The sequence below is a fragment of the Arthrospiribacter ruber genome (assembly GCF_019343195.1).
Classification (GTDB): domain Bacteria; phylum Bacteroidota; class Bacteroidia; order Cytophagales; family Cyclobacteriaceae; genus Arthrospiribacter; species Arthrospiribacter ruber.
On sequence record NZ_RPHB01000001.1, the window covers coordinates 604,006 to 620,733 of the forward strand.

Below are 16,728 nucleotides of genomic sequence, written 5' to 3' on the forward strand. Positions count from 1 at the left end.
TGCAATGAAAAAGACCGTGATCATTGGAGCTTCTCCAAACCCTTCCCGATATGCCTATGTAGTGGCAGGAATGCTTTCAGAAAGAAAAATCCCATTTGTGCCCGTAGGTATCAAAAAGGGACAGTTGTATGGAGAGGAGATTCTTGACCTGCGCCAAAAGCCTGATATTCCGGATGTGCACACCGTGACCATGTATCTTGGGCCCCACAATCAGCCCGAATGGTACGAATACATCCTTTCTCTAAATCCCCAAAGAATCGTTTTTAATCCAGGGACTGAAAACCCCGAATTTTTTGAACTCGCCAAAAAGCAGGGAGTGGAAGTCGCAGTAGCCTGCAACCTTGTCCTGTTGAGTACCGGTCAATTTTGAGATCTCCCTGCCTCAAAGAAATGATGCATCACAAAAATATGTGGGGCGGAAATCAATGAGACCATTACAAAAAACAAGAGGACGAACCTGAAGGAAGTAGGAGAACTTCCTGTGATCATGTAAAAGTCCCGCATGTAATAGTAGTGTACGGCCGCAATACCGGTAATCAGTCCGGATACCAGTAAGGAAGCTTTCCATTTTCTGTCTACGGAACTTCTTTCTGCAAAGAAGAAAACCGCTGAAGCAAACATGGCCATGTACCCAAGAAAGAAGGTAATGGCAATAGGATCGCCGTTGACGATCCTTTCTACGCCGACTAATTCTGCTGTTAAAATACTTTTCATTGTTAATTTATTTTAGATGTGAGTGATTTTTTGAAATAATATTTTGGGCATTTCCAGAGTAAAAAGAAAATTGAAATAATTTTGTTTAATGAAATATTCAAAAGAATAAACAAAAAGATGTATGCAACAAAAAAACAGATTTGAACAGTAATTAATTGGTATATAGAGAACATAAGTGTCCGGATCCTTGCATATTAAACTTTAAGTGCCAAGCCGTCAACTTTACTATTATCAGTAAATGAGGATTTTGGAGGGTGGGATGAATTTCGACCGGGCCAGCGCAGGCCTTGAGCGTGGATAGAGCCTGTCCCGATTTTTTTCGGGAATTCGAAATTCTTGATTTTTTGGCTACTTTTTCATCAAAGCCTGTCCCGAAAATCGGGAGAAAAAGTAGCTTCATAATCAAATTTTGATAAAGATTTAGCAGAAAGTACTCATTCAAAATAATCAATGACTAAGTGCAATGAAGCATATACTCTTATAGAATTTACCCTTTTCTATTAGCCACAATTATTTTTTAAACTTTCCAGGGCTTCTGATGGATGCTTGACTCAAATTATTATTTGGTTAGAAATGAATATTTTGAAAAAATATACTTAAGCCAGTGGCTTTTCTATTTATTTGGATGACACATCCAATGAATACCAAAACATGGATTAAAAAAGCCAATCTTCCCTGGTATTCCTTAAATGTACGTCGGTAGATAGGGCTTGCTGAAAAAGTCTCAGGTATGCCAGATTCAAAGCGGGCGAATGAAGATGTATGCTTATACTTCGAGTGAGCCCAATGAAGAAGATGGTATTCCTGAGACTAGCCTTAAAATTTCGAATTTTGAAATTTTAAGGTGCACGGAAATCAAGTTATATCATGGAATAAGCATGCACCTGCTTAAAAAGAAAATACTTGACAAACGGGGTATTCATCAAAATTTAAAGCATTTATTCTCCAGTTGGCGTTTTTCAGCACGCCCTGGATATGAAATATTCAAAAGCTTCACAGATTCGTTCCGAAGACCTTAAAACGGGTGGGTACTCTCGTTTTTTTTGTGTAATATTACGGGTTGATTGAAACAAAATATCACCTCTTTTTTGAAGAAAAAAAAAGCGTTTTAGAAAACAATATGAGCGAAAACAAAGGAGAAAATCAAAAGGATTATTCAGCAGGTAATATTCAGATTCTGGAAGGTCTTGAGGCAGTAAGAAAAAGGCCTGCCATGTATATTGGAGATATAGGCATCAAAGGTCTGCATCACCTGATTTGGGAAGTGGTGGATAATTCGATTGATGAGGCCTTGGCCGGACATTGCGATACCATTCATGTCACGGTGCATGAAGATAACTCAGTATCAGTAGAAGATAATGGTAGGGGAATTCCTACCGATATGCACCCCAAAGAGAAAAAATCCGCACTTGAGGTAGTAATGACTGTACTTCACGCCGGAGGAAAGTTTGATAAAGATACCTACAAGGTATCCGGTGGTCTGCATGGTGTGGGTGTTTCCTGTGTGAATGCACTTTCTACCGACCTTAAAGCTACTGTCCATAGACAGGGAAAAATCTATGAACAAGAATATAAAATAGGAGTGCCTCAATATCCTGTGAGGGAAATCGGTACGACGGATAAAAGAGGTACAATTATCCACTTCACTCCTGATGCAAGTATTTTTCAGGCCACAGAGTATAAATACGAAACCATTGCCAATAGATTAAGGGAAATGGCTTTCTTGAATGCGGGTATCAGAATTACCTTGACCGACCTCAGGGAAGTGGAAGATGGACAGCCCAGATCTGATGAGTTTTACTCAGAGGGGGGGCTTACTGAGTTTGTCCAATATCTTGATGAAACCAGAGAAAGAATCATTGAGCAGCCCATATACATTGAGGGAGAGAAAAACAACGTTCCTGTACAGGTAGCCATGAGCTACAACTCTTCCTATTCGGAAAATGTGGTTTCTTATGTCAATACCATCAATACTTATGAAGGCGGTACACACGTGTCCGGATTCAGAATGGCCTTGACCAGGACACTGAAAAGCTATGCAGACAAGTCCGGAATGTTGGACAAAATTAAGTTTGACATCTCCGGGGATGACTTTAGAGAAGGTTTGACCGCAGTTATTTCAGTGAAAGTGGCTGAGCCTCAATTTGAAGGACAGACCAAAACAAAATTGGGTAACTCTGAAGTGTCCGGCGCTGTAAATGCGGCTGTTTCAGAAACTTTACAAAGCTGGTTGGAAGAGCATCCAAAAGAGTCCAAGATAATCGTCGGAAAGGTGATTTTGGCAGCCCAAGCACGTCATGCCGCGCGAAAAGCAAGGGAAATGGTGCAGCGTAAAAATGTACTTGGAGGGGGAGGACTTCCAGGTAAGCTTGCCGATTGTGCCAATTCTGATCCTACTGTTTGTGAACTTTATCTGGTGGAGGGTGACTCTGCGGGTGGTTCTGCCAAGCAAGGTAGGGACAGGGATTTTCAGGCCATTCTACCTCTTAAAGGAAAGATCCTGAATGTAGAAAAGGCACATGAGCATAAAATATATGATAATGATGAGATCAAAAATATCCTTACCGCTCTTGGCGTGAAATTCGGTACGGTCAATGGAGACCGTGAACTTGACCTGAGCTCCCTGAGATACCACAAAATCATTATCATGACGGATGCTGATATTGATGGCTCCCACATCAGAACTTTGATCCTGACTTTGTTTTTCAGGTATTTGAGGTCCCTCATCGAAAACGGTTATGTTTACATCGCGCAGCCACCACTTTACTTGCTCAAAAAAGGTAAGGATGAGCGCTATGCTTATGATGAGGATGAAAGAAAAAGACTCACCAGAGAGATGGTAGGAGAGGGGAAAGAAGACAGCATCAACTTGCAAAGGTACAAAGGTCTTGGAGAAATGAACCCCGAGCAACTTTGGACCACTACGATGGATCCGAATACCAGGACCTTGAAGCAGGTTACCATTGAGTCTGCCGCAGAGGCGGATCACCTTTTCTCCATGTTGATGGGTGATGAAGTTCCACCAAGAAGGGATTTCATCGAGAGGAATGCCAAATATGCAAAAATTGATACATGATAGGCAAATCAACATAATTTTAAAGGGGCTGAGGCCCCTTTTTTTATTTTTTAATAAATTTTTAAACTCCCCCCGTTCAAAACGTATTTATAGAATGTTAGCTTTGTATTAGACCGATTTGCAAAATGAAAGTAGCAGCCAAAGATAAATTTGAAAGTATAATTGAAAGTTCTGACTTGGTCAGCCGTGACCTTAGCTGGGTCAAATTCAATGACAGGGTTTTTGATCAGTCCAAAAAAGAAAGCCGATCCATTCTGGAAAGGCTGAAGTTTTTGGCAATCACCGCCTCCAATTTGGATGAATTTTTTATGATCCGTGTAGGGTCTCTCTACAATTACCTGGACTATGACAAAGAGCGGGTAGACTACTCCGGCTTGCGAGAAGATCCTTTCAAAATGAAACTGCTTTTGGAATGCCAGGCATTTCACAAAAGACAACAGGAGCATTTTGTCAAAAATCTGTTGCCGGAGATGCACGAAAGCGGTTTTATTCTCAGCAATGTCAAAAATCTGGAACCGGAAGAACAAGATTATATTAAGTCCTACTTCAACAAGGCGGTTTATCCTATGCTCACCCCAATGGTATTTGATGGGTATAGGACTTTCCCTATTTTGATGAATAAGCTGCTGATTTTTGGGGTGGTCACTTTGGCACCTGGAGATAAAAAGGAAAACAGGAAGTTGTCTTTCGTACAGATTCCTGCCAATATCCCGCGATTTTTTGAAATAGAGAGAGAAGATCTCGTGGTCTACATTCCTATTGAAGAAGTCATCAGGGAACATTTGGTTTCCCTTTTCAGAAATGTCAACATTGAATCTGTCAACCTTTTCAGGATCACAAGAAACGGCGATTTTACGCTGGAAGAAAGTGAGGATATGGATGCGAATTTTCTTGAAGAGGTAAAAAGAAAGCTCAATGAAAGGAAAACAGGGCGGGTTGTCAGAATAGAAGTTGAAGAAGGCTATAGCAAATGGATGATCAGCTTGCTGAAAGAGCGCTGGAACATTCAGGATGACAGTATTTTCAAAGTGGAGAGATCCAGTATGCTGGATTTTACTGGACTTTGGCAGGTGGTGGGCAATAGGAGATTCAAGGATAAGATGCCACAGGTTCCCAATCCGGTACCACCGATTTCTTATCCCCAAGAAGGTACTGATGATGTATTTCAGGTGCTAAAAGGACGTGATATTTTACTCCATCATCCATATAACAATATTGATCCTATTCTGGATCTCCTGGATAAGGCTGCAGATGATCCCAATGTCATGGCGATCAAAATGACCATTTACCGACTGGCCAAGGATTCCAGGATCACCAAGACTTTGCTAAGGGCAGCCGAAAATGGAAAGCACGTGTCGGTATTGTTCGAAGTAAAGGCCAGATTCGATGAAGAAAACAATATCCGTGAAGCGAAGAAGCTTCAAAAAGCGGGATGTTTTGTGATCTACGGGATCAGTAACCTCAAGACACACACCAAGCTGATGCTTATTGTCAAAAAGGATGACAACAAAGTAACCCGCTTTGTACATTTAGGTTCCGGTAACTACAATGAGGATACTGCTAGGCTCTATACTGACATTGGTTTGCTGACTACAGACGAAACCTTGGCCAATGACGTGTCTGAGTTTTTCAATGTAATCACTGGGCATTCCATGCCGAGTACCTACCAAAACCTGATTACAGCACCAAGAGACATGAGAAATCAATTGATTTCTTTTATAGAACAAGAGGCGGAAAATGCAAGAAATGGACTCCCATCAGGGATCGTGATCAAGGTCAATTCTTTAGAGGATTCAGAGATCATTTATGCGCTTTACCGTGCCTCCCAATCCGGCGTGCCGGTCAAGCTGATCGTCAGAGGTATCTGCTGTCTCAGACCTGGAAGAATAGGCTTGAGTGAGAATATTGAAGTCATTTCCATAGTGGGGGACTTTTTGGAGCATTCCAGGATTTACCATTTCCACAATAATGGAGATACCAGGACTTATGCAGGGTCTGCTGACATGATGGTGAGGAGTTTTGACAAGAGGCTGGAATCTCTCTTCCGTGTTCAGGACAATTTACTGGAAAAGCAATTGATGAACATCTTGTACTTCAACCTGAAAGACAATGTCAATGCCTACAGGATGCTGGAAGATGGTTCCTATGTGCGTAAAATGCCTCAGGCAGATGAGGACGAGTTCAACGTTCACAAGGAGTTTTTCAATGTAAAGATTGAAGATGTGCTGAAAGTCAAGCTGGTATGATGGAAGACATATAATCATCTTGATTTTTACTTCAAATCAAGACCTTGCTGTTTATGTGCTTTCTTGTTTTTATTCTTTTTGTAAAGCACCTGCATCAATCCGTCTTTGAGGCCTACATCAGGAATCAGCATTTTCTTGGAGGAGGCTGCATCCATCGCTGCCAGGTAAATTTTGGCGGCAGGAATAATGACATCTGCCCGGTCATGGTTGAGGTTTACCTTATACACCCTCTCCTCAAAAGACATGGATTCCAGATAGGCCTGTATTTCTCTGATTTTGTCAATGCTGATAAAAGTTTTTCCTTTTCTGGGAGTGGCCAGTTCAAAGATCTTATTGATGTTACCTCCTGTGCCTATACAGGTGATTTTATCTTTTATGCTGACATTATCTCCAATAAAATTCCCCATACTTTTCCATACCGAAAGAGGGACTTTGTCTTCCAAAGCTCTTACTGAACCGATTTTAAAAGATTTTGAAGCAATTTTTTGCTGGTTTTTATAGATGTTCAGTTCAGTACTTCCCCCGCCAACATCGATGTGAAGATATGCCTTATGGTCTATATGTGCTCCTAATGCCATATTGATCAGTTCAGCCTCATGATTGCCATCAATGATATTGATTTTCAATCCTACATCCTCTTTCACTTCTTCAACTATCTCTTTTCCATTGATGGATTCCCTCATTGCGGAAGTGGCGCAGACCATGTAATCATCAACCTCATATAGGTCAATCAACAACTTGAAGGCCCTCATCAGTTTGACGAATTTTCTACGGTTTTTATCAGAGATTTTTTGTTCATGAAATACATCCATTCCCAATCGAAGGGGGAACCGAAGGTATTCCAGCTTTTTGAAATTGGTCTCTCCTTCGTAAGTGCTGATTTGGGTTATCTGTAGCCGGATGGCGTTGGAACCTATATCTACTGCCGCAAGTCTCAAATCAAAATAGTATTTAGTGATATGCTAAAATAAGGCTTAGGCTTCGCAAAAAAATGGATTTGTTACTTTTTCTTGGAAACAAGAATCAGTATTATTCCGGAAGTGATGGCAAGAACACCGGCATAATCAGGCCACTCAATTTGGTGGTTCTTCTTTTTGTTTACCTGAATAGGGCCTGCATCTATAAGGCTTTCGGAAGTCTTGAAACTGATGCCAGGAATAAAAATCATGACCAGGCCGCAGAGCAGCAAAATAATTCCAATTGTTTTCATAATTGTGTTGGAGGAAGAAAATAATATGTTTGTTCGCTTTCTTACCAGTAAAATCCTAATCATTGAATAAGCCAAAGATTTCAAGCCATTATCAATAAATAACTTGTCCGCTATGGCGGATCAAATATCTACAAATATCTGTTTGAATCAAGAGCCACTTTAAATTGCTTACTGGTCTAATTGCTGGAAATACATAAAAACTTTCAATATCAATTATTTGACCAAAAAAATCAACCAACAGTCTGATCCTGCCTGTACCTTCTTATAGAGACCAATACACTTATGGTCAAAATGAAAAATACCACCCCCAGAGAGACCTGAGAGGGCAGGTGGTAAGTGGCTGAGAGGATCATTTTTAACCCAATAAATGCGAGGATAAATGACAGTCCGTGCTGTAAATAATGAAACATCTCAAAGCTATTGGCAAGGAGAAAATAAAGTGCCCTTAATCCTAAAATGGCGAAAATGTTGGAAGTGTACAGGATAAGGGGATCTTGGGAAATGGCAAAAATCGCAGGAATGGAGTCCACAGCAAAAAGCAGATCCGTGAATTCTACCACAGCTACAACTACAAGGAGTTGCGTCGCAAATCTCTTTCCCTTGATGTTGACAAAAAACTTTCCCTCGTGGTATTTTGGGTCTACCCTGAATAGCTTATGGATCAATTGCGTACCCAAAGACTTTGAAAAGTCCTTGTTTTCCTCTTCCTCTCCTCTGTTCTGAAAAGATTTGAAACCGGCAATAATCAGGAAAATACCAAAAAGCGTCAGGACAATGTTGACGTGAAAAATCCTTCCCAATAATTCAAACTCAGGAAGATAAGTGCGGTTGATGATGGCAACACCTGAGAAAATAAATATTGCGCGCAAAATAATTGCACCTAGTATTCCGTAAAATAAAACTTTGTGTTGGTATTTGTCTGGAACTTTGAAGTACCTAAAAATCAGGATAAAGACGAAAAGATTGTCCACACTGAGGGCTTTTTCAATCAGAAATGCCGAGTAGTATTGCGAGGCCAATTCAGTACCAAAATCAAGATAAATATAAGCCCCAAATAATAGACCGACTCCAATCCAAAGAATGGACCAGTTTAAAGCTTCTTTATTGCTTACTTTATGGTCTGTCTTATTGAATACAAACAAATCCAAACACAGCAAGCCAATTATCAGAACGGCAAATATGACAATGACATAAGGTTCAAGCAGCACAGAGACTTGGGGTTATTTTTTTGCAAAGATTGCGAAAGTAAGTCTGATTAAAAGATTTTTCTTCTGAGAAAGCCTACATTTTTTGGTAGTAGTGTTTTTTAAGTTTGCGCTTTACCCTAAAGTAATTGATAAAACCCAATAAAAGCATTCCTAGGGAAAGGGCAAATGCCAGGTATCCCAGATCACTGATGTGTTCCAAGGCATTCACTTCCATCAAAGCTGTACCACTGACCAGAAAGTAAAGAGATGTTCGGATGTAGGATAGCAGTGTCCTGTCATTGGCAAGGTTGGTTCTTTGCCTGGCCAGATAATCCCTGACGATCAAATCACTGTCCGATAGATTTTCTTTTTCCATTTTTCATTTACTTAGGTTCCATCAATCCCACGCAATTTAGGAATATGCGTGGCAAAATGGAAAAGATAAATTTTTTATAATGCTGCCATTAGTTTCATGGTTTCCTTACTTTTGAAGCCGCAGAGATGTAGGCTTTTTCTGCTAAAGAACTCTCAAAGAAATGAATAGACCTAATTTTGACGATATTTTTATGGAATTGGCAGTGAATCTTGCCAAAAGATCCCATTGCATCAAAAAGCATGTAGGGGCAGTACTGACCAAAGAAACCAGGATCATTTCCATTGGCTATAACGGACCTCCTGCCGGTACACACAATTGTGATGAAGAATTTCCCGAGCATGGTTGTGCCAGGGACAGTAAGGGAAGCTGTACGCTTGCCCTGCACGCCGAGCAAAATGCTATTCTTTATGCAGTCAAAAACAATACCTCGGTAGAAGGATCCACACTTTATGTGACTTTAGCTCCTTGTCTTGCCTGTGCCCGGATTATATTCTCCATGGGAATCCAAAAGGTGGTATACATGTACTCTTACGCAGAATATAAAGGTTTGCCTTTTGATGAAGGTTTGGAATTTTTAAAAAAATTCGGCGTGTCCGTGACCCAATACCAGAAGGAAATACAGTTTGAAGATCCCTTGATCTAAAGGAAATTCACTTCCGGTGAGAGATGGATTCCGAATTTTTCCAGTACGGATACCTGTATCTGCTTGCTCAGGTCTACGATCTCTGCCCCGTCGCCTCCCCCGTAATTGACCAGTACAAGTGGTTGCTTCTGATGTACACCAATCTGTCCAAGCCTTTTCCCTTTCCATCCTGATTGCTCGATAAGCCAGGCAGCAGGTACCTTGACTCCTTCCGGTAAGGGATAGCCGGGAATATTTGGGAATTCTTTCTGCAATCTTTCAAATTCTGATTTGCTTATGCTGGGGTTTTTGAAAAAGCTGCCGGCATTCCCTATTTCTTTTGGATCCGGAAGCTTGGACTGACGGATTTGGATGACCGCATCGGAGATGGCTTTGATGTTCAGTTCTTCTATCCCCATTTCCTGAAGGGTGTCTTTTATTGCTCCATATTCGGTATGGTATACCGGGTTTTTATTGAGCTTGAAACAGACCTTGGTGATGATGTACTTATCTTTGAGTTTATTTTTAAAAACACTTTCCCTGTAGCCAAATTCACATTGTGTCCAATTAAATTTTTCGATATCCAAAGTATCCCTGTTTACAGCCGTAAGGTGATCAAAGACTTCCTTGATCTCTATACCATAGGCTCCGATATTCTGCATAGGTGAAGCCCCTACAGTTCCGGGAATGAGTGACAAATTCTCCACTCCCGCCCAATTCTTTTCAATACAAACAATCACAAAATGATGCCAGTTGACTCCTGCGCCTACTTCTATCCATACATGGTTTTCGTCTTCTTTGATTTTCTCTATGCCCTCAATTTCAATTTTGAGTATCAGGGCATCCAGGTCTCGGGTAAGAAGAATGTTGCTGCCTCCACCCAGTACAATTACCGGAACATCTTCGGACTGGGCTTTTTTTAGTGCCGCTACTACATCCGATTCACTTTGGACCGTCGTGAAAAATTTGGCTGATCTGTCAATGCCAAAAGTATTGAAAGGCAATAAAGAAACGTTTCTTTGGAATTCCATAAGGCTAAAATGTATTGCGAATTAAGCAAGAATTCAACCAAATTGAAAGTAAATTGGCCTTGGATAAGGGGAGGCAAAAAGAAAATTTAAGTGCAGAAAGCAGATCTCCTTTCAGGAGTGGGAGTGCATTCCACCAGCTTTATTATATTTGAAAACAATTGCCCAAAAGTCAAGCGGAGATCAAATCTGTTGTATCTGAATCTTTTACCGGAACCATACCCGATTTTCCCGCAAAAGTGAAATAGAACCCTATGAGAGAAATTGTAATCAACGGAATCAAAGTCCGTCCTGGTCAGACCTTAAATATTGACATTGCCATTGCCAGGCTGCCCACCCATACTTTGATTGATCTGCCTGTATTTATTAAAAGAGCTAAGGAAGATGGTCCGGTAGTCCTGATATCAGGTGGAGTCCATGGGGATGAAATCAATGGCATTATAGCTGTGCGTAAAATGCTCGACGAAGAAGAATTGCAGCCTACAAAAGGTACCCTGATTTTTATGCCTTTGGTCAATGTGTATGGTTTTTTGAGCAACAGCAGGACATTTCCCGATGGAAGAGACCTTAATAGAAGCTTTCCCGGCAGTAAAAAGGGCTCTTTGGCTTCCCAAATTGCATTTATTCTCAGCAATGAAATCATTCCTTTAATTGATTATGGCATTGATTTTCATACAGGCGGGCGGATGCTTTCCAATTATCCCCAGATAAGGGTGGATTACAGAGATAAAAAGGGAGTGGAACTCGCCAAAGCCTTTGGTACGCACTTTCTTTTAAATTCGCCCCATATTGACAAATCCTTCAGAAAGGAAGCCTATAAAAGGAAAAAGCACATCCTTGTCTACGAAGGGGGAGAGTCCATGCGCCTGGATGATTATGCAGTGGAAGAAGCCATAGCAGGCACCAGAAGGATGTTGCAATATCTTGGAATGATAGAGGAAGCTTCCGTCCGGAAAAATACAGTAATGTTGACTGAAAGTTCATGGTCCAGGGCAAAAGTTTCAGGAATTTTCAATTCCTCCATCAAGTTGGGAGATGAAGTGAAAAAGGGACAAATGCTGGCCAAAATTTCTGATCCTTATGGGCAGGTCAAAGTACCCGTGAAGGCCACTTACAATGGTCATGTGATCGGACTGAACAACAATCCCGTAGTCAATGCAGGCGATGCATTGGTGCATATTGGGAGGCACTGAATAAAAAAGAGGCTGTCTCATACGTCAATGCTTTAAAAAATTACCAAAATTTTATTTGGTTTGTAATCAGTGAAACTTTGTGTCTTAGAGCCTTCGTGGCATTTTAAACCACAAAGCCACTAAGTCACAAAGAAATTGATTCTTAAACAGAATTTTGTTTGGTTAATAAATCTGAAGATCAATTTATGATACAGCCTCTTTTATCTTAAGGAGATGAAGTTTGGTATAAAAAATTCACCATCTGTTATTTTTATTTCTTGTCTGGCAGCCAAATCCCCGTCATCATCTACGGAAAATATAGTGGCTTCAAACCTCCCATAACTGCCTTCCTGCACCAATTCGTCAAATATTACCCAAGCATCGTCTTTTGCGCCTGGATTATCTCTTTGCAAAAGGTCAGCAATAAACTGGTCTCCATTTTCATCAAAATACAATACCGTAATCCTTGGGACAATATTGTTGTTGACATTGATTCCCAACTGCATCTCATATCTTGTACCAACAGTGATGGATTCCAATGTCCTCAAGCTGATAAACAAGGAGTTTTTTTCATTGTCTCTCCCGGTAGTCATATTGAAAAGCATGTACCTATTGACCTCATTTGGGTCTTCCAAAAAAAGGATTCCTGAATCCGTGTTGGCTTTGAACTCTTTCTGTACTCCGTTGACTTTGAACCTGTAATAGTAATCCGGTCTGGGTGGTTCCCGGTCGCAGGAAGAGAATACTGCAATACATGCTGTCAGGAGCATTATTTTGAATAGCACTTTCATAGTTCAGTTGATTTGTTGCCGTCAATTAGACGCTTTTCGGGAGATACTTTGTTTCACTTTCTGGCTCAAAAATAAAGGAATATTGGAATTTAAAGCGCATTGCAGCATATAAAAAAAAGGCTGTAAGCCAAATCTGTGCTTACAGCCTTTTTAAAAGCTAATTTTCACGACTATCCTAACACTTAAGCAAAATAAGCTTTAAGTCCCAAAATTTTTCTATCTAAGTTTTCAGATACCTTCCCGTAGGCCTCTGCATTCGGCAAAGGTTCATTGACTGAGAAATAATACTTGATCTTTGGTTCGGTTCCCGATGGTCTGGCAGAAATTTTACTACCATCTTCGAGGTAGAACTGAATTACATTTGACTTCTCAAGTTCCAAAGGTGTTTCTGTACCATTTAGTATATCATAGACTTTACTTTCTTTCACATCCACGATCTTCACGACCTTGATGCCGTTCATTTCAGAAGGCTTGTTGGCCCGGAATCCAGCCATCAAAGCCTGGATCTGCTCAGCACCATCTTTTCCTTTCTTAGTGACAGAGATCAATGACTCTTTGTAAAAACCGTACTGCATGTATATTTCAGCAAGGACATCCTGTACGCTTTTGCCTTTGGTTTTGTAATAAGCAACCAGCTCCGCTACCATAGCACAGGCCGATACCCCGTCTTTGTCTCTGACAAAATCACCCACGAGATAACCGTAACTTTCTTCACCGCCACCGATAAACTGTTTCTTGCCCTCAAGACCCAAAATTACGTTGGCAATATTTTTAAATCCGGTCAGCACAGAATAGCAGGTGACTCCAAAGCCCTTACAGATCTCATCGATCAATTCGGTGGTAACGATGGTATTGACCATAAATTCTTCTCCGGTCAATCTGCCATATTCCCTCCATTTGCTCAACAAGTAATAAGTGAGCAAAGCTCCGGTTTGGTTGCCGTTGAGCAACTCAAAGCCACCTTTTCCGTCGGGAACGCAGGCAGCATACCTGTCTCCGTCAGGATCACAGGCAAGTACCAATTCTGCATTCACTTTTTTACCCAGTTCCAAAGACATATCGAGGGCTTCAGCTTCTTCCGGATTAGGGTAAATCACTGTTGGGAAATTGCCATCAGGATGTTCCTGTTCTTTGACAATATGTATGTTTTCAAAGCCAAAAACCTTCAGTGCAGCAGGAACCATCTTTCCAGAAGCTCCATGAATAGGCGAAAACACTACAGGCATGTCCTTTTGAACCATAATTTCATTTGGAGATAGACTAAGTTTCTTGACCAGATTGAGATAGATCAAATCAAAATCCTCTTCAATAAACTCTATTAAGGCCTCATTTCTTTCCCATTTGACATCATCCACGGAGGTTATTTTTTGAACTTCATTGATGATATTGGTGTCATGAGGCGCCACTACCTGACCTCCGTCTTCCCAATAGGCCTTATAGCCATTGTATTCTTTTGGATTATGGGAAGCTGTTACCATTACCCCGCTTTTGCAGCCAAAATGCCTGATCGCAAATGAAAGCATGGGTGTGGGCCTCAATTCTCTGAAATACTTCACTCGTATGCCATTGGCAGAAAAAACATTGGCCGTAGTATCCGCGAAAAGTGTATTGTTGATCCGGCAGTCATGGGTGATGGCCACGGAGATGTCTTCTCCCGGAAAACACTTCAATAAGTAATTGGCCAGGCCTTGAGTGGCCATGCCTATGGTGTAGACGTTCATCCTGTTGGATCCTACACCCATTATTCCACGAAGCCCTCCCGTACCAAACTCCAAATCCCTATAAAATGAATCTATCAGCTCGGTCTTGTCCTCAGCAAGGAGAAGCGCCCGGATTTCTTCTTTACTTTTCAAATCAATGTTGCTATTTAGCCAGTTTTCAGCTTTGGCCAGAATGATTGGATCTACTGTTGTCATGTTTTAAAAATTTTGAATGAATTTCTAATTTAAAGATTTCGATAAATAAAGTCATGAAATATAGCTAAGATTATCTCAGAGGCACAAAAAAAGCGCAGGATTCTCACTGTATCCTACGCTTTTTTGTTTTGGAAATGGCTTGTTTATAGATTTCCTCTCAATTCCTGCTCCCTTTCTATGGCTTCAAAAAGGGCCTTGAAATTACCTTTCCCGAATGATTTGGCTCCCTTTCTTTGGATGATCTCAAAGAAGAGGGTCGGCCTGTCCTGAACAGGCTTGGTGAAAATCTGAAGCAGGTATCCTTCATCATCCCTGTCAACCAGAATATTAAGGTCTTTCAGTGGCTGAAGGTCTTCATCAATATGGCCTACCCGGTCAAGAAGGTCATCATAATAGGTGTTTGGCACATTCAGAAATTCCACTCCTCTTTTTCTCAATTCCGAAACGGTATGTATGATATCATCCGTAGCTATCGCCATGTGCTGCACACCAGCTCCATTGTAGAAGTCTATGTATTCTTCTATCTGGGATTTTTTCTTTCCTTCCGCAGGCTCATTGATGGGAAATTTGATGTAGCCATTGCCATTGGAAACCACCTTGGACATCAAAGCCGTGTAATCCGTAGATATGTCTTTGTCATCAAAGGTGATCAAGAGGTTGAAACCCATTACTTTTTCATAAAACTCCACCCATTTGTTCATCTCACCCCAGCCTACATTGCCTACACAATGGTCTATGTACTTCAGTCCGATCGGAGTGGAGTTGTACTCGCTCTTTCTAGGCTTGTATCCGGGCATAAATACTCCTGAATAGTTTTTTCTTTCTACGAAAGTATGAATCGTTTCCCCGTAAGTTCTGATGGAGGCAGTTTTTACTTCGCCGAATTCATCTGTGTGTACTTCTGGCTCCTTGTAGGATACAGCTCCTCTTGAGGTGGTCTCCTTCCATGATTTTTCGGCATCATCTACCCACAAAGCGAGGACTTTTACGCCATCTCCATGTTTTTTGATATGATCAGCAATAGGGTGGTCCTCAAAAAGAGGCGTCGTCAATACCAGCCTGATTTTATCCTGTTTCAGCACATAGGAGGCCCTGTCTTTGATACCTGTCTCAGGCCCTGCATAAGCAATCAGCTCATATCCAAAGGCATATTGGTAATATAGGGCAGATTGCTTGGCGTTGCCTACGTAAAGTTCTACATAATCTGTCCCGTTGATAGGGAGAAAGTCATTTTCCATGGCAAAATTATTTTTGGGTTTAGTATTCTTTATTAGCTCTTTGGGCAAAGATAAAATTTATCTCTAAATTTTAGACTGAAACAAGGTATTTGGATGAAGGAAGCAGACTTGAAAAAATTTTCGGGTAAAATTATTGACCTCAGGCCACAGAAAGCTTTTTCCAATGGGCATATTCCAGGTGCCTTGCATTTTCCGCTCTATGAATGGGTGGAATTTGATTCTTGGGATCAATTGTCAGGGGAGGAGAAAACGGAATTTTTACAATCAAAATATACCTTTGTGGAGGAAAAACTCATCTCCATGGTAGGAAGCGATCCCTTCGTTTTTTATTGCCAAAAAGGAACCAAAGAAAGCAAGCTTTTCAAGAATTGGTTTAGACCGGAATTTCCCGATGGAATTGTTCTAAAAGGAGGTTACAGCAATTACAGAAAGGCGATAAATGACAGTTGGAACACAAAATATCCACTGATTTCTCTGGCAGGTCTTACCGGTTCGGGGAAAACAGAATTCCTGCAGATTATAAAAAGTGAGGGTTTCCAGGTTCTTGATCTGGAGCAAATTTCAGGTCATAAGGGCTCAGCTTTTGGGCAGATCGATGGGGAATCCTGTGTTTCTCAAGAGCAATTTGAAAATGAACTGTATCACCGACTTGGGAGGAATAGCAATCCTGTATTTGTGGAAATCAAAGGAAGGTATCTTGGGCAACTTTACCTTCCCATACACTTGTACCGTCAGGTAATGGATGCACCGAGGATTTTTTTGGATACCCCAAAAATCAAAAGAGTGGAAAGGTTGGTAGAGGTGTATTGCAATAAGAATGACACTTATCTTTTAAATGGACTGGAAAACCTGAAAAGCAGAATAGAAGGAGAGGTCTTAGAAGGTGCAAAAATGGCCCTTTTTAGGAAGGATTATTCATCATTTATTGAAATGCTCTTGGATTACTATGATTCCAGTCAGGATTATTCTGAGGGGAAATCAGAATTGGGAAACAGGCTTTTTTCGGGTGGATTTAATGCGTGTCTATGTTTCGTTAGAGGAAATTTCAGAAATGAAAAACCGGGAAAAAATTAAGGCGGTACGTCCCTTCGTTCCGCCTACTGTCTGATTGAACTTCTTTCTACCTAGGACTCTCCTAGTTACCTACGGTTC

General features: G+C 40.9%; 14 protein-coding genes and 1 pseudogene. 6 read left to right on the forward strand and 9 right to left on the reverse strand.

Annotation, left to right across the window (positions count from 1 at the left end):
* Nucleotides 1-4: 4 nt before the first annotated feature.
* Nucleotides 5-370 carry a CoA-binding protein gene (locus tag EGN73_RS02380; RefSeq protein ID WP_219286740.1) on the forward strand — a complete coding sequence of 122 codons (366 nt, stop codon included), beginning with the start codon at nt 5-7 and terminating at the stop codon, nt 368-370.
* 80 nt (nt 371-450) lie between these two features.
* Here EGN73_RS02380 and EGN73_RS02385 read toward each other — a convergent pair.
* Nucleotides 451-714: pseudogene (locus EGN73_RS02385) on the reverse strand (bacteriorhodopsin); the annotation flags it as partial.
* 1,120 nt (nt 715-1,834) lie between these two features.
* Between EGN73_RS02385 and gyrB the strand changes: the two are divergent.
* Both gyrB and ppk1 read left to right on the forward strand, forming a co-directional pair.
* Nucleotides 1,835-3,790: a DNA topoisomerase (ATP-hydrolyzing) subunit B gene (gene gyrB / locus EGN73_RS02390; protein WP_219286742.1), complete on the forward strand. Its 1,956-nt coding sequence runs from the start codon at nt 1,835-1,837 to the stop codon at nt 3,788-3,790.
* 125 nt (nt 3,791-3,915) lie between these two features.
* On the forward strand, nt 3,916-6,036 hold the full coding sequence (gene ppk1, locus EGN73_RS02395) for a polyphosphate kinase 1 (protein WP_219286744.1): 2,121 nt from the start codon (nt 3,916-3,918) through the stop codon (nt 6,034-6,036).
* A 26-nt stretch (nt 6,037-6,062) separates the two neighbouring features.
* Here the strand turns inward: ppk1 and EGN73_RS02400 are convergent, their stop codons facing one another.
* The 4 genes from EGN73_RS02400 to EGN73_RS02415 all read right to left on the reverse strand — a co-directional run bounded on the left by EGN73_RS02400 (nt 6,063) and on the right by EGN73_RS02415 (nt 8,809).
* A complete protein-coding gene (locus tag EGN73_RS02400) occupies nt 6,063-6,974 on the reverse strand; it encodes a Ppx/GppA phosphatase family protein (RefSeq protein ID WP_219286746.1) in 912 nt (303 codons plus the stop codon).
* Between the two features lie 62 nt (nt 6,975-7,036).
* Nucleotides 7,037-7,246, reverse strand: coding sequence for a hypothetical protein (locus EGN73_RS02405; protein ID WP_219286748.1), 210 nt, complete (start codon nt 7,244-7,246; stop codon nt 7,037-7,039).
* Nucleotides 7,247-7,476: 230 nt separating this feature from the next.
* A complete protein-coding gene (locus tag EGN73_RS02410; protein WP_219286749.1) occupies nt 7,477-8,454 on the reverse strand; it encodes a TerC family protein in 978 nt (325 codons plus the stop codon).
* Between the two features lie 73 nt (nt 8,455-8,527).
* On the reverse strand, nt 8,528-8,809 hold the full coding sequence (locus tag EGN73_RS02415) for a DUF202 domain-containing protein (RefSeq protein WP_219286750.1): 282 nt from the start codon (nt 8,807-8,809) through the stop codon (nt 8,528-8,530).
* A 160-nt stretch (nt 8,810-8,969) separates the two neighbouring features.
* On the opposite strand from EGN73_RS02415, the gene EGN73_RS02420 reads away from it, so the two are divergent.
* Nucleotides 8,970-9,452 (forward strand): deoxycytidylate deaminase, encoded by a 483-nt coding sequence (locus EGN73_RS02420; RefSeq protein ID WP_219286752.1) that lies wholly within the window; start codon nt 8,970-8,972, stop codon nt 9,450-9,452.
* Here the strand turns inward: EGN73_RS02420 and murB are convergent.
* Nucleotides 9,449-10,462 (reverse strand): UDP-N-acetylmuramate dehydrogenase, encoded by a 1,014-nt coding sequence (gene murB, locus EGN73_RS02425; protein WP_219286753.1) that lies wholly within the window; start codon nt 10,460-10,462, stop codon nt 9,449-9,451. The two genes, EGN73_RS02420 and murB, sit on opposite strands and share 4 nt — an antisense overlap.
* 251 nt (nt 10,463-10,713) lie before the next feature.
* On the opposite strand from murB, the gene EGN73_RS02430 reads away from it, so the two are divergent.
* Nucleotides 10,714-11,652: a succinylglutamate desuccinylase/aspartoacylase family protein gene (locus EGN73_RS02430; protein WP_219286754.1), complete on the forward strand. Its 939-nt coding sequence runs from the start codon at nt 10,714-10,716 to the stop codon at nt 11,650-11,652.
* 200 nt (nt 11,653-11,852) lie between these two features.
* On the opposite strand, the gene EGN73_RS02435 is transcribed toward EGN73_RS02430, so the two are convergent.
* The 3 genes from EGN73_RS02435 to hppD form a co-directional block, all read right to left on the reverse strand.
* Nucleotides 11,853-12,422: a hypothetical protein gene (locus EGN73_RS02435; RefSeq protein ID WP_219286755.1), complete on the reverse strand. Its 570-nt coding sequence runs from the start codon at nt 12,420-12,422 to the stop codon at nt 11,853-11,855.
* Between the two features lie 182 nt (nt 12,423-12,604).
* Nucleotides 12,605-14,338 carry a phospho-sugar mutase gene (locus EGN73_RS02440; RefSeq protein ID WP_219286756.1) on the reverse strand — a complete coding sequence of 578 codons (1,734 nt, stop codon included), beginning with the start codon at nt 14,336-14,338 and terminating at the stop codon, nt 12,605-12,607.
* Between the two features lie 143 nt (nt 14,339-14,481).
* On the reverse strand, nt 14,482-15,576 hold the full coding sequence (gene hppD, locus EGN73_RS02445) for a 4-hydroxyphenylpyruvate dioxygenase (protein WP_219286758.1): 1,095 nt from the start codon (nt 15,574-15,576) through the stop codon (nt 14,482-14,484).
* Nucleotides 15,577-15,669: 93 nt separating this feature from the next.
* Between hppD and EGN73_RS02450 the strand changes: the two genes are divergently transcribed.
* Nucleotides 15,670-16,650, forward strand: a complete 981-nt coding sequence (locus tag EGN73_RS02450) for a rhodanese-like domain-containing protein (protein WP_219286760.1) — start codon at nt 15,670-15,672, stop codon at nt 16,648-16,650.
* Nucleotides 16,651-16,728 lie beyond the last annotated feature (78 nt).